General features: G+C 43.2%; 11 protein-coding genes and 3 tRNA genes. 12 read left to right on the plus strand and 2 right to left on the minus strand.

Annotation, left to right across the window (positions count from 1 at the left end; all coding sequences use genetic code 11):
- Position 1 precedes the first annotated feature (1 nt).
- Positions 2 to 1,534: an HAL/PAL/TAL family ammonia-lyase gene (locus LZ11_RS09195; protein ID WP_148867602.1), complete on the minus strand. Its 1,533-nt coding sequence runs from the start codon at positions 1,532 to 1,534 to the stop codon at positions 2 to 4.
- 477 nt (positions 1,535 to 2,011) lie between these two features.
- Here LZ11_RS09195 and LZ11_RS09200 point away from each other — a divergent pair, with 477 nt between their 5' ends.
- The 12 genes from LZ11_RS09200 (at position 2,012) to LZ11_RS09255 (ending at position 14,275) form a co-directional block, all read left to right on the plus strand.
- Positions 2,012 to 3,418: a YfcC family protein gene (locus LZ11_RS09200; protein WP_148867603.1), complete on the plus strand. Its 1,407-nt coding sequence runs from the start codon at positions 2,012 to 2,014 to the stop codon at positions 3,416 to 3,418.
- Between the two features lie 79 nt (positions 3,419 to 3,497).
- Positions 3,498 to 3,983: a (2Fe-2S)-binding protein gene (locus tag LZ11_RS09205; protein ID WP_148867604.1), complete on the plus strand. Its 486-nt coding sequence runs from the start codon at positions 3,498 to 3,500 to the stop codon at positions 3,981 to 3,983.
- Between the two features lie 2 nt (positions 3,984 to 3,985).
- A complete protein-coding gene (locus LZ11_RS09210) occupies positions 3,986 to 4,831 on the plus strand; it encodes an FAD binding domain-containing protein (RefSeq protein WP_170240352.1) in 846 nt (281 codons plus the stop codon).
- Positions 4,828 to 7,071, plus strand: a complete 2,244-nt coding sequence (locus tag LZ11_RS09215; RefSeq protein WP_222927235.1) for a xanthine dehydrogenase family protein molybdopterin-binding subunit — start codon at positions 4,828 to 4,830, stop codon at positions 7,069 to 7,071. The genes LZ11_RS09210 and LZ11_RS09215 overlap by 4 nt, the downstream gene beginning before the upstream one ends.
- A 3-nt stretch (positions 7,072 to 7,074) precedes the next feature.
- Positions 7,075 to 8,718 (plus strand): urocanate hydratase, encoded by a 1,644-nt coding sequence (hutU, locus tag LZ11_RS09220; protein WP_148867606.1) that lies wholly within the window; start codon positions 7,075 to 7,077, stop codon positions 8,716 to 8,718.
- A gap of 12 nt (positions 8,719 to 8,730) precedes the next feature.
- The gene (locus LZ11_RS09225; protein WP_148867607.1) at positions 8,731 to 9,975 is read left to right on the plus strand and encodes a helix-turn-helix domain-containing protein; all 1,245 of its coding nucleotides are present in this window, start codon (positions 8,731 to 8,733) and stop codon (positions 9,973 to 9,975) included.
- Positions 9,976 to 10,169: 194 nt separating this feature from the next.
- Positions 10,170 to 10,245, plus strand: a tRNA-Ala gene (locus tag LZ11_RS09230).
- A gap of 8 nt (positions 10,246 to 10,253) precedes the next feature.
- Positions 10,254 to 10,329: transfer RNA gene (locus tag LZ11_RS09235), tRNA-Val, on the plus strand.
- 23 nt (positions 10,330 to 10,352) lie between these two features.
- Positions 10,353 to 10,428, plus strand: a tRNA-Ala gene (locus tag LZ11_RS09240).
- 313 nt (positions 10,429 to 10,741) lie between these two features.
- On the plus strand, positions 10,742 to 12,418 hold the full coding sequence (locus LZ11_RS09245) for a Na+/H+ antiporter NhaC family protein (protein ID WP_148867608.1): 1,677 nt from the start codon (positions 10,742 to 10,744) through the stop codon (positions 12,416 to 12,418).
- Between the two features lie 167 nt (positions 12,419 to 12,585).
- Positions 12,586 to 13,257, plus strand: a complete 672-nt coding sequence (locus LZ11_RS09250) for a redox-sensing transcriptional repressor Rex (protein ID WP_148867609.1) — start codon at positions 12,586 to 12,588, stop codon at positions 13,255 to 13,257.
- 85 nt (positions 13,258 to 13,342) lie between these two features.
- Positions 13,343 to 14,275, plus strand: coding sequence for a GerMN domain-containing protein (locus tag LZ11_RS09255; RefSeq protein WP_170240353.1), 933 nt, complete (start codon positions 13,343 to 13,345; stop codon positions 14,273 to 14,275).
- 45 nt (positions 14,276 to 14,320) lie between these two features.
- Here LZ11_RS09255 and LZ11_RS09260 read toward each other — a convergent pair.
- On the minus strand, positions 14,321 to 14,625 hold a 305-nt coding region (locus tag LZ11_RS09260; RefSeq protein ID WP_187695070.1), incomplete at its 5' end, for a transposase.

Below are 14,625 nucleotides of genomic sequence, written 5' to 3' on the forward strand. Positions count from 1 at the left end.
CCTAAGATTTTAATAATTCATTTACTTTCTTCTGAATGCTTCCACCTTTTAATACCTCATATGCCTTTTGTATATCTACTGTTAAATTCCTATCTTTATCTAAAAACGGTATGCGCCTTCTTATTTCTTCATATACAACCTGACCTGCCAATCCTAAGTTAAAATCGGGCTCGTTTTTCCTTAAATCCGCAGCCTGTGCTGCATGAATTGCTTCTATTCCAAGGATGTAATAAAGGTTATCTACAATTTTTCTGGTCTTTTGAACAACATAAGGAGTATTGTTGGCATGGTCTTCTATTTCTCCTGCTACAGCATAAAAATCCATGCTGACGGGATTTGCAAGATGTCTTATCTCTGCATCAAGTGCAGCAAAAGGCTTTTGTATCGTGCCGTATGCAATAACATGTTCAGGGTCCGGCGTTAAAAATCTTGCAAGTTTTGTGAAGTGCTCTGTACTCAGTTTTATCGTTCTGTAGCATGATGCTTTTGAAAGATGGCTTAAAGCAATACCAACCGCTTCAAATCCTATTGTCCAACTTATTGGTTCAAAGTTGCCACAGGATTTTATATCTTCCTGCTTAAAAAGGACGCAGGGGTTGTCATCAGATGAATTAATTTGAATTAAAAGCATTTCTTTCAAAAATCTTATAGTGTCTCGTACAGCTCCGTGTATGTGTACGGCGCATCTAAAGCACAAAGGATCTTGTAAAGCATTTGCAATATTTGGTTTCCAAAGATAGCTTCCCTTCAAATAATTTCTTACTTTTGCAGCACTTTCATTTTGCCCTGGGAACGGTCTTGCCTTATTTACATTTTCATCAAGAGGAGATACATTACCTCTAAATGCTTCGAGGCTGAAAGAGTATATCATATCTGCTAGATCAACAAGATTGTCGACGTCATACAACACCAGACATCCTTCACCCGCTGAAAGTGCATTCGAACTTACCAAGGCTAGACCGTCTTTCGGGCCTAATTTTACCGGCTTTAATCCTGCTTTTTCAAGCGCTATGCTTGCGGGCATTTTTTCTTTGTTAAAATAAGCTTCTCCTTCACCTATCATAGCAAGTGCTATGTGAGAAAGACAGGCGATATCCGCTTCTCCCACCGAACCCCTTTCGGGTACAACAGGCGTTACGTGCTTATTCAGCATTTCTTTATACATTAAAAGTATTTCCGGTTGTATGCCTGTACACCCTAAGAGCAGTGTATTAAGTCTAACAACCATCATTGCCCGTACTTCCTCAATGCTTGCTTCGGGCCCAACCGCGACACAATGAGAGCGCACAAGATTTACATTGTATTCATGAAAAAACTGCTCATCTATTATCCTATCTTTATTTGCGCCTACTCCCCTATTTAGGCCGTACACGGGCACATTTTTTTTAGCGAGCTCGAAAATCAATTCTCTTGATTTCTTCGCCCTTTCATAAGCCTCTTCAGAAATTTCCACCTCAAAATTATCCCTTGCTACCTTAACTACTTCTTCAATAGTGAGGTCTTTCCCTGTAAGCAATATTTTTCCTCTGCTCATTGTTTAAACTCACCTCATTTTGAGTTGTTATTTTCTGTTAGTTACTTTTTAATACCCCCTCCTTACTAAATTTGTAGATTTTCACAAACTCGAATTTCTTTATAATTACCCCCCTTTTCACAATAACCTCATCAAAAATAGATATTTTTACAAAATATTGATTAATAGACATTTATAAATTTATGGAATATAAAATCATTCACCTTCGTATTTTTTTTGTTAATTCTGGATTAAATTGCTTTCATGATGCTCGTTCTAATGTACATCTATGGGGTTTTGGGTTTTAAATGTGTAAAGCAAAAAAGTGAAGATTGCATCTTTTTTTTCCTGAAGGTATTTTTTATTACTTATAGAAGTTTTTAATAAATAAAATAAAACATGAATTTTTAATTTTATCCCGCTTAGGATTTGGAGGTGGTAAGTCTATCTCACCATAATCAGGGGTGCCCCCGCTAATTTTTATTAGGAGTGATTTAGTTGGAAAAGAAAACAAAGTATACATTGGACGATTTGCTGCATCCGTTTATAATACTCTTTACAATACTCGTTATTGTTGCACTTATGACTCACCTTATCCCCGCCGGCGTATATGATAAGGTTGAAGTCGGAGGAAAGCTGATTACAAAAGCAGGAAGTTATCATCAGATTCAACCAAATCCTATAAATTTAATGGAATTTTTTATGGCAATTCCGCAAGGTTTGCAAAACGCTGCCGCTTTGATTTTCATGATTTTCTTAATTGGAGGAGCAATTAGGGTCTTTGATAGTACCGGAGTATTTAACGCGGCTCTTTCAGAAATATTGAAGAGAACCGGAAAAGACAACGGTGTTTTGGTTATTGCGTTCCTTACCATCTTTTTTGCGTGCATTGGTGCTTTCCCTTCAATGTTCGAAGCAACCATACCTTTCGCGCCGATCCTGATTTCTATTGCACTCGCCCTTGGTTATGATGAGGTAGTAGGTGTGTCGATGGGGTTGCTCGGGGTTGTTATCGGGTGGACATCAGGACCTACAAACCCGTGGACAGTAGGTATCGGTCAAACCATAGCGCAATTACCTATGTTTTCTGGCATCGGATACAGGCTTGTAATACTTGTTATACTTACGGCAATAACAATTATTTATATCTCTATATACGGCAAAAGGATTAAGCAGGATCCATCGCGCAGCGTTGTTTACGGCATAAATACGGGAAGAGGGCAGTATAACTCTGATAATATATTCAAGACAAATTTCACGACAAAGCACGGGTTTATCTTGCTTGATCTTGCCCTAACCATAGGTTTAATTCTTTACGGAACTTTTAATTGGAAGTGGGGCATTACCGAAATGTCCGCCGTATATATTATGGGAGGAATTATAGCCGGTGCATTGGCGGGATTCAACCCAAGCAAGACAGCGGATGAATTTATTATGGGTGGGAAAAATATTTTTCCTGCAGCAATGGCAGTAGGTCTTGCTAGAAGCATACAGGTTTTAATGGATAACGCTCAGATAAGTGATACCATTGTTCACTATTTATCTATACCTCTTGCGCATCTACCTACAATATTTACAGCGATAGGCATGTTTATAGTTCAGTCTATACTAAACTTCTTCATACCGTCCGGAAGCGGACTGGCAATGGTAACAATGCCCATAATGGTATCATTATCGGATGTTCTCCATCTCAATCGTCAGATTGCAATACTCGCTTTCCAATACGGCGACGGGCTTTCAAACCTGTGCTTTCCCACAACGGCAGTTACTATGGCTTTCCTTTCTATTGCAAAAATACCGTTTAATAAATGGCTCAGATACATTATGCCTTATCTTCTTATAACGTGGGGCTTTGCAGCGGTTTCACTAATTGTTGCTGTGCTTATAAACTACGGTCCGTTTTAAAGTCTATGGGCATGCATAGAATGCATGTCTCTTATGACGTGAACTTATAAATAATCGAGACTTTTAGGCAGGTGTTAGAATGGAAATTGTGCTATATGTAAATGGCAAAAAATACAAGTTAGATGTAGGATCAGAAGAGAGACTCCTTGATGTTTTAAGGGATAAAATCGGAATAAAGAGCGTAAGAGAAGGATGTTCTGAAGGTGAGTGCGGGGCATGTACCGTCCTTATGGATAAAAAACCGGTAACATCATGTCTTGTTCTTGCCTTTCAAGCAGAGGGCAAGGAGATTCTAACGGTTGAGGGTTTGATTGAAAATGGAGAACTTGACCAGCTTCAAAAATCGTTTATCGAAAAAGGGGCGATTCAGTGCGGCTACTGTACCCCCGGGATGATACTCTCTATTAAAGGCTTGCTTTATCAAAATCCCAATCCCACCGAGGAAGAAATCAGAGAAGCTATTGCAGGCAATCTCTGCAGGTGTACAGGTTATAAAAAAATTGTGGACGCGGTGATAGATGCTGTGCAAAAGGGGGAGGAAAGATGCGTTCGTACGAGGCAGTAAGTGTGAAAACGGAAGGAGACCTCCTCGAGCTTTTAAAGAATAACAAAAAATTAACATATATCGCGGGGGGTACGGATTTCATCATAAAATTGAGAGAGGGCAAGGTCTCTCCCGAATTGCTTGTTGATATATCGTGTCTAGAGGATTTTCGGGGTATCAGCGTGCAGGACGGTTTTATTAAAATAGGGGCTGTAACAACATTTTCTGAAATTCAAAACAGCAGTATAATTAAAAAATATGCACGATGCCTCGCTCAAGCTGCTGCTAAGATAGGCTCTGTTCAAATAAGAAATCGAGCTACAATAGGCGGCAACATAGTAAACGCATCTCCTGCCGCAGACAGTCTTCCGGCTCTCGGAGCGCTGTCGGCGGTTGTTGAGGTTTTCGGGGTAGAGGGCTTAAGAAAGGTTAATATCGAAGATTTTATAATCGATATGAGAAAAACATGCTTAAGAGAGAATGAGATTGTTAAGAACATATACATTCCATGCTCTCCAGACAGTTTCTCCTCCTTTTCCAAAGTCGGCGCAAGAAAAAGTGTCACAATTTCAAAATTAAATCTGGCTGTCAATTTAAAATATCATAAAGATGTATGCTTAGAAATTAATGCTGCGGTTGGAACCTTAGGAAAAAATTTTGTACTGCTAAAGGATTGCGATGGATTAATTAACAGAAAGATGGACGAGGATTTTGCGAAAGTATTAGGGGAAAAACTATCGCGTCTTGTGCAGTACACGATCCCCAACAGGGCGTCCATGCCATATAAGAGCGTTGCCATAAGAGGGCTTGCGGAAGATGTAATGGAAGATATAATAAATGAGCTTTCCGGGAGGGGGATTAATCTGTGATAACAGAAACAGAGCTGATGAAAGGATTTAAATATGTAGGTAAGTCAATCCCCATAGGAGACGCCGAAGCGAAAGCCACTGGCACCGTGCGATATACGGGTGATATGGAATTTCCGAACATGCTTTACGCCAAGTTTGTCTATAGCCCGTATCCCCATGCAAGAATAATTAATATTGACACTGAAAGTGCGGAGAAGGTCCCCGGGGTAGTAAAAATATATAGTTATAAAAATACTCCCAAAACAACATTCAACAGCCAGGTTTGGTTTTTGGGACAGAACGCTATTGAAGATCAGGTGCTTTTTTCTGAAGAAGTTCGATATGCAGGGGATTTTGTTGCGGCAGTTGTTGCTGAAAATAAAAAAGTTGCAGAACAGGCTGCAAAGCTTATAAAAATTGATTACGAACAGCTTGAGTTTGTTATCAACCCAAAAAAAGCGGTTCCGTTTTTTAATGTGGAATTTAAATGCGGTGATATCGAAAAAGCTTTTAAAGGTGACGTCTTTATTTCCGAAGACACGGTTGAGACCCAGAAAATACATCACGCTGCAATGGAAAACCATGCGGTAATATCGGAATTCGACCCCGTAAGTAATAAAGTTATCGTGTATTCCCCCTGCCAGATAATGTTTTCTGTAAGGCTTATCGTAGCCAAAGTTCTGGGCCTGCCCTTAAATAAAGTAAAAGTAGTAAAAACAGTTATGGGAGGTTCGTTCGGGGGAAAACAGGAGGTTATCCTTGAGCCGTACGCTGCTTTTTTTGCTATGGATTTGAAAAGGCCTGTAAAAATTGAATTTGAAAGAACAGAGAGTATCCGCTCCACAAGGACGAGAACAAAGACAATAGGAAACGTAAAAACGGCTGTTGATAAAGAAGGTAGGATTGTCGGAAGAGATATTGAGCTGCTTTTGGATACAGGTGCTTATACTTCCAATGGCGCGGTTATCAGTATGGCGATGGGGAGAAAGGTTTTCAGGTTGTATAAAATAATGAATCAGCGGTACAGAGCAAGCGTTGTGCGTACAAATACTCCCATTGCAGGGGCGGCGAGGGGGTATGGTTCGCCGCAAATTCATGCGATAACTGAGATAAATATTGATAATACCGCAAGGAGACTTGGTATAGATCCCCTTGAATTTAGACTTAAAAATCTTGTGGAACCTTATGCCCTTGATCCCTCGGGCGGACCACCCCTTGGAAACATCCGCATAATCGACTGTGTAAAAAAAGGCGCAGAGGAATTCGGATGGAAGGGAAAATGGCAAAAGGTTGGAAGCGGCGGCAGATATAAATATGGAGTCGGTATGGCCTGTGCTACCCATGTTAACGGGTATTACGGCGCATATCAGGATTTTACTACCATGACGTTAAAAATGCTGGAAGACGGGACATTAATACTAAATGCAAGCCTGCACGATCTGGGGACGGGCACTACAACAATAATGAAGCAGATTATTGCCGAGGTCATGGATGTAGATATAAGGCACATAGAAGTGCCCGAAGGGGATACCGAAACAAGCCCTTATGATGTGGGATGTCATGCAAGCAGGGTGACTCATGTGTGTGGAGCCTGCGCTAAGATGGTGAGTGAAAAATTAAGGGAGCAATTTGTAAACGAGTGTGCAAAGATTTTAGGCGTTACTCCGTATGAAATAGTGATGGAAGACGGCTTTGTCTATACCCTGCAGAATCCTGACATTAAGTACTCTTACGGCGAGCTGGCTAGTTTGATACAAAGGAAAAATCATGTTGAGCTGATTCAAACAATCACATATGAATCGAAAGATAACCCGGCATCAGCAGGAGTAAATTTTGCGGAGGTGGAAGTAGACACACTTTTGGGGCTTGTAAAGGTAAAGAGAATAGTCGCTGTATTTGATGTAGGTAAAGCCATAAATCCGGGGATGGTAGAAGGGCAGATACATGGTGGAATTCAAATGGGTTTAGGTTTTGCATTAATGGAAGATCTCGAGATTGATGAAAAAACAGGACAGCTGAAATCAGATAGATTTTCAAGGTATAACATGTTCAATGCGCCTGAAATGCCTGTTATCGATGTCTTTTTAATTGAAAAAGGCGGCGATTTAGGACCTTTTGGAGCAAAGAGCATAGGTGAAATCGCAACGATCCCAACGGCACCTGCAGTTGTAAACGCGGTAAACAATGCACTTTCTACTTATATGTGTAAAATGCCTTTAAAACCGGAAAGAATTATTGCGGAACTTAAAAAGGGAAGATAGCTCATGGAAATCTTTAAATCTCCAACCGGAAACAAATTATCCTGTAAAGGCTGGCAACAGGAAGGACTTTTACGGCTCCTGCTCAACTGCCTTAATCCGGATATAGCAAAAGATCCTGAAGAACTGGTGGCCTACGGCGGGACTGGGAAGGTGGCAAGAGATTTAAATTCTCTGAAAGCCATAATCGAAGCTCTTAAGACTCTGGAGAATGATGAAACCCTGTTGATACAGTCGGGAAAACCCGTGGGTATTTTCAGGACATTTGAATTTGCGCCAAGGGTAATAATGGCCGGAGCTTTATTGGTCCCCCGATGGGCAAACTGGGATTATTTTCAGGAGCTTTCCGAAAAAGGTCTTACTGCTTACGGTCAGTCTACGGCAGGTTCATGGTCTTATATAGGGACCCAGGGCATTCTTCAAGGGACCTGGGAAACCTTTTTTCAGGTGGCAAAAAGGCATTTTGGCGGCAGTTTAAGAGGCAAATTGGTGCTCACGTCCGGCCTTGGCGAGATGGGCAGCGCTCAGCCAATTGCCATAACTTCAAACGGCGGCGTGGCCATTGTGGTGGATGTGGATAGGGCTATAGTGAAAAAAAGGCTGATTTCCAGCATGATCGATATAATGGCTTCGTCCCTTGAAGAAGCATGTGAAATTGCAAAAGAATATATTTCAAGGGCCGAACCAATATCAATAGGGGTTGTAGGCAATGCGGCCGATGCCTATGAGGCTGTTTTATCTTACAATATAAAACCCGACGTAGTGACAGACCAGACTCCAGCCCATGACCTCAAAAGCTATGTACCATCAGATCTCTCGCCGGAGGAAGCAAGAGAACTGGGAAAGACCAATCCCGAAATGTATGAGAAAATTGCCAGAGACACTATAAAGCGCCATGTGCTAGCTATGATCGAATTTAAAAAGCGCGGATCGGTAGTATTTGACTACGGCAACAATCTTCGGGAACAAGGGCATAGGGTGGGTGTAAAAGACGCTTTCTGTTTTCCGGGTTTTGCATCGGAGTATATAAGGCCGTTGTTTTGCGAGGGAAGGGGACCTTTTCGATGGATAGCACTCTCCGGTGACCCGGAAGACATATACCGAACCGATGAAATAATCCTTTCAATATTCAAGGGAGACGGGAGGCTCAAGGAATGGATTGATCTTGTTGAAAGAAGATTTGCCTTTCATGGGCTCCCCGCCAGGGTATGCTGGTTAAATTATAAGGAGAGGGCGGTTTTTGGAAATATTATAAATGAGATGGTGAAACTCGGGGAACTGAAGGCGCCCGTGGCCATCACCAGAGATCACATGGACGCAGCGGCGGTGGCTTCGCCTTTCAGAGAGACCGAAGCCATGAAAGACGGCAGCGACGCCGTTGCCGACTGGCCGGTATTAAACGCATTACTGAACTGCGCTTCCGGCGCTTCTCTTGTGGGCCTTTATCACGGCGGCGGTGTGGGCATAGGGTATTCGATTCACTCCGGGGTCACGGTTATAGCCGATGGTTCCAGAGAAGCCCAAAAACGGCTTGACCTTGTTTTAAAGGCGGACCCGGCTCTTGGGGTTATACGTTACGCCGATGCAGGATATGAAATTGCAAAGGATATTATAAAATCCGCTGTTTTTCCCGCAAAGGCCGTGGAATGAGGTGGTCGGGCAATGAATGAAATTACTTGCCATAAGAACAATCCTTTAGAAGTATATGCCCGGCGCGGATTTTTGCGGGACCTGCTTTTTAACAACATCACCAGTGCAAAAGATATATGGAATTTACAGAAAAAATTAAACATAATCATACAACCCAATACCGTAATGGTCGTAACCATTGATAATTATTATTCCGAAACGTGCAATAAAAGCGAAATTCAAAAACAAAATCTCCGTTTAAAAGTTCTACAGAGCCTTGAGAAATGTGCAAAAAGCTTTAATGCTCTGGCCGTCAACATGGATGAAAACTTATATGCTGTGCTTTTTAGGGTTGAAAATGACGTTGTATCTCAAGTGGAGTGGGCGATAGAGTTAGGTAGATTCATAAAAGATAATGTAGAAGAAGATACGGGAATATCGGTTTCTGTTGGAATAGGCCGGCGGTATAAGGATATACTGGATTTACACTTGTCGTATAAGGACGCCGTTACTGCCTGCCATCACAAGTTTTTTTGGGGTAAGAGTCAGGTAATTCACATCGAAAATGTTATTCCTTTTACCGAGGAACTCAGCCTTTTTTCGATTGAGGTGGAATCGCAGTTATCGGTAAAAGTTCTGAGCTGTGATGATGAGGGAGCTTTCAATATAATTGATGAATTGTTCGGCAATGCCGTAAAGGAACGGTCTGTTAACCCTCTTATAATGAAGACACGACTTATCGAGATTATCACCACCCTCATAAGAGTTGCCTTTGAAGCAGGGGCGGACCAGGAAAAGCTTGCGGCTTTAAGTGGGCATTCAGTGGAAGAAATTTTGCGGAGCGATACCGTTTCAGAACTTAGAAACCAGATGAGGGAAGTTTTACGGGGGATTATCGAAGAAGTTTCCCTAGGCCGGAAGCGCATGAATCTACAGGTCTTTGAAAAGGCGGTATCCTATATTCAGGAAAATTTCAGAAAACCCATCACCCTGGAACAGGTGGCCGAACATGTTCACATCAGTCCTTATTATTTCAGCCACGGTTTTAAAAATTTTACAGGGATGAATTTTATTGATTACATTACGAGACTGAAAATGGAAGAGGCCAAAAAGCTGTTGCTGACTACGGATTTAAGTATCGGGCAAATAAGCCGGCAGGTAGGGTATAATGATCCTAATTATTTCGGAAGGGTTTTCAAAAATGTGGTGGGAATACCGCCAAGTAAATTCAGGGCGAGCAAGAAAGTCCATATAGACCGGATATTTTCCGAAGGCTGAATGGATTCTGCATTGATTAGGCGAAAGCGTTGTCTTGACAGCGTCAAGCTCCGTACCTCTGATTGTTAGGAAATATTTGATACCGGTTTAATAGAAATTCAGAATATAAGGGGTTGCATTTTTTTAAAGTTTAGGGTATAATAAATCTTGCGTTTGAGGTTAAGCCTCGGGCGCGTGGCTCAGCTGAGGAAAGTGGGGACGTAGCTCAGCTGGGAGAGCGCTACATTCGCATTGTAGAGGCCGTGGGTTCAAATCCCATCGTCTCCACCAAAATTTGTGGGCGCGTAGCTCAGTGGTACGAGCGCTTGACTCACATTCAAGAGGTCGCAGGTTCGATCCCTGCCGTGCCCACCAAAAATAAAATATTTTTTATTAGTGGGGCTATAGCTCAGTTGGGAGAGCGCTTGAATGGCATTCAAGAGGTCAGGGGTTCGAATCCCCTTAGCTCCACCATAATTTTGTACCTAACGCTGGTTTTCCAGCGTTTTATTTTTTTCGCGCGATCGCCGGTTTTTTTCAATACTATATTGAAATTATCGCCTGATATTGCTAAAATAAAAAGGAATCCGCTAAATATTAGGCGTATGCCGAATTTTAGGCAGAGATGTTGCCAAAAGAGTCTTATGTGGTAGAAAAATCTTAACATAAATAAAATAAAATAAATGGTAGAAATTTTGTAATATTAAATATATAACCATTATATAATTGATGAGGGGGGATCGGTTATCTTAAAAACGTTAAAAAATAATCGAGAAGGAGGATTAGAGTGAGGATAAGCAAAGGACTTGTCTGGTGTGTTGTAATTTTGCTTATACTTTCTTTTGCAATTCCGGTTTTCGGAGACGGGGATCAGAAGGAGGAAAAACCCGAGCACTATGGGTTCTTGTCACTGCTTCCGCCGGTGATAGCCATCAGCTTGGCGATGATCACGAAAGAAGTGCTGAGTTCCCTGGTGATCGGTATTATGGTGGGCGCCATGATTCTTACCGGAGGAAACGTGATTGAGGCTTTTAAGAAGGCTATTGAGACCCTGATTAACACCGCCGGCGACCCATCCTGGAACTTCAGGGTGCTCATTTTCACGGCGCTCCTGGGTTCTATAATAGGCGTAATTTCCAGGGCGAACGGCCCACAGGCCTTCGGGCGCTGGGCCGAGAAAAACATAAAGAGCAGGAGCCTGTCGCTTTTCATAACTTGGCTCCTGGGAGTCTTGATATTCATGGATGACTACTTCAACTGCATGACCGTGGGTACAGCCCTCAGACCTGTAACTGACAGATTCAGGGTCTCCAGGGCCAAGCTCTCGTTCATAATCGATTCGACGGCAGCGCCCGTATGCACTCTTGTACCTGTTTCCACATGGGTTGCCTATGTGGCGTCCCTCATGATGCCGCTTTTCGAGCAGTATAAGCTGAACCTGAACCCCTACACCGTATACATGCAGATGCTCCCTTACGATTTTTACCCGTGGCTCATAGTACTGATGGTTCTGGTTACGTCGTTTACCAACCTGGAATACGGACCTATGGTCCGATCGGAACGCAGGGCTCTTTCCGGTGAAGGCCTCTGGGACACCAGTATAATGAAGATACCCCCGGGGGACGAATTTGAGAGTATGGAAAAGTCTGAAAAAGGCTCCGCGATAGACATGGTCGGTCCGTTGGTAGGATTGATAGTAATAATGTTGCTGTGTATGGCTTACAGCGGCGGGTTTTTTGAAGGTAAAACAGGCTTTTTCGAGGCGGTGATGAATTCCGATTCGGCCACAGCTCTTGTCTGGGGCGCTACGATAACCCTGATCCTGACGGCTGTTTTCTATTCGATTCGAGGTGTTGTGCGATTGAAGGATTCTATGGAAGCGGTTATACAGGGAGCCAAGTCGATGATGGTGGCGCTCTTCATCCTATCCCTGGCCTGGACTATAGGCAGCATATGTAAAGAAGTAGGAACGGGTATATATGTTTCCAGTATCATGTCCGAAACCTTCCCCGCATGGGCCGTGCCTTTCACCATATTCGTATTGACCGCTTTCATAGCGTTTTCCACTGGGACTTCTTGGGGCACTTGGGCCATAATGATCCCGATAGCCATACCTCTGGCGGTGGCGATGAAGATAAACATACTGGCGTGCATAGCGGCGGTGCTCTCCGGAGGCGTTTTCGGGGACCACTGTTCTCCGATTTCGGATACAACCATCATGTCTTCAACCGGCGGTGCATGTCCGCATATAGAACACGTAAACACTCAGCTGCCCTACGCCCTAACCGCGGCGGTAACCTCTGCTATAGGATTTTTGATTTTAGGGTTCTTTGACCATCCGATGGTCGTATGGTTGATCACCATAGTGATGTTCTTTGTCGTTGCTTATATTATGCACAAGGTGTGGGGCAGAGAGACCATCGACGAACCTCAGAAGACTTTGCCGGCCGGCCGCGATTTATAAAGCCGGAAAGGGGATTTCTCCTCGGGAGGAATCCCCCTATTAGTTTTAGGTATGGCCAATACAAAAGTGTTGTACTCGAAAATTGGCAAAAAATAAAAAATCTTTGACGTGCATAGAACGTTGTGTTATATTATATCTATGTAACAGTTTATAATCAGGGGGATATTATGGCATCCGATGAGGTTAAAAAGGTATCGCTTGCCGTAATTAGGAGGCTTCCCAAATACCATAAATGCCTGGGCGAACTTTTGCAAAAGAATGTTGAAAGGGTTTCGTCCCAGGAGCTGGGGCGTATCCTTGGGTTTACAGCATCTCAGGTCAGGCAGGACTTAAACAACTTTGGAGAATTCGGTCAGCAGGGTTACGGCTACAATGTCGAACAGCTGTATAACGAGATTGCGAAAATTCTAGGTCTAAATACGGAACACAAGATGGTGATAGTAGGAGCCGGTAAACTGGGGCAGGCCCTTGCCGGTTATGGTGATTTCGAGCGACACGGTTTTAAAATTCTGGCTCTGTTTGATGTAAATCCCAATCTCATCGGAAGCAGTATCCGCGGCGTTCCTGTGCACGACATGAAGGATATAATTTATTTTATAAATGAAAACGAAGTAGACATTGCGGTGATCACTGTGCCTCGTGAAAACGCCCAGGAGGTAGCGGACACTCTGAGCCAAACCTTGATAAAAGGGATTTGGAATTTCGCCCCCGTCGAAGTTAAAGCCGGTCCCGGGGTGATCGTCGAAAACGTGCACCTCCTCGACGGCCTTTTAACTTTGAGTTACAGGATGAACGAGAGCAGGCTGACGCAAAAATTAAAAAAAATTCATGAAGAATAGAAAAATTTCCCCCGCTATGGTAAAATTATAGCGGGGGTTTAACTTTTTTGTGGGAGTGAGGCCGGCGATGAGGGAGAAGGTTTTATTGGCTGTACTGCTCATTTTTTCTTTTGTTATTTTGACCGGCTGTAAAAGCGGCCCCGGAATCACTATCGAAAACAATAACAATATGGTTTACAATTCCAGGATATCGGGAGCAAATGAAATCGACAAAGTAATTGTGTACTATTTTAAAGACGGTTTCCTGGTACCCGTGACGCTTACCGCCGAAGCCGGCGGAGAACCGGCCAAAACCGCTCTTTCAAATCTTTTTTCCTTCGATGCTCCGAAGCCCTTTGAAAACATGCTTCGGGAGGTCAGGTTGATCAACTTCGATGTGGCCGACGGCCTTGCAGTACTCGATGTATCAAAAGAATTTTTAAAAGGCGAGGTGCAGCTGAAAAAGCTCCAGATCGTATTTACCCTCACCGAATTCCAAGATATAACCGGGGTTAGGATATCGGTCGAGGGAGAGCCCTTTGAAGAGGATTTTGAACGCCCGGAGCTGATCAACGAAACGCCTTCGCAGGATACAGCCGCTGAAATTTCCACCGTTACCGTATATTACGCTGATAAGGATCGCAATTACCTGGTACCCGTGACGTATGCAATAAAAAATCCGAACCTTTCAACGGAAGAAAAGGCCAGTTACGCCCTGGCCAGACTTCTCGAGGGGCCGGGACCGGATAAAAAGCTGGGAAGGATATTCCCCGACAATGTGACCCTGAAGAATTTTTATATAAGAGATACTATAGCTTATGTCGATGTCGGCAAGGACCTCCTGCTGGACCTGCTGGACGAGAGCCACCTAGAAAAAATTGCTGTGGAATCCGTAGTTCAGACGCTAACATCCATAGAGGGCGTCGAAAAAGTGCAGTTTTTGATAGACGGTAAGGTGATGGGATCGATAGCCGGGCATGTCAACATAGGCGAGCCTATAAGCCGCATTCACTGGATAAATTTGATAAGCACCGAATGAAAACCGGATTTAAAAATCCGGTTCAGCTTGTAGACAAAGCCGCTTTTAGGTTATGCATCCTAAAAGCGGCTTTTTGTTGAAGGCGAAGAAAATTTTTAAGAAAAACGAATGTAAAGCGGGGACTGTTGGCGGAAACGTTCCCCGTCTTTTCTTCCATAAAGCCAGCTTTTTTAAATTCATGCATGCGAAAAGAAGCGTGAGGTAATGTCCGACTTTCCTCAAGCCTCGTAGATTTGTATAGCGCATGCCATGCTTTTCCTTCGCATCGGCAAATACCCGCTCGATGGTCTGGCCGCGCATTTTGTATAGTTCTTTACCCCATTGGGTGTGTCTTATATCTTCCGCTTTTT

The sequence above is a fragment of the Thermosediminibacter litoriperuensis genome, from assembly GCF_008124715.1.
Classification (GTDB): Bacteria; Bacillota; Thermosediminibacteria; order Thermosediminibacterales; family Thermosediminibacteraceae; genus Thermosediminibacter; species Thermosediminibacter litoriperuensis.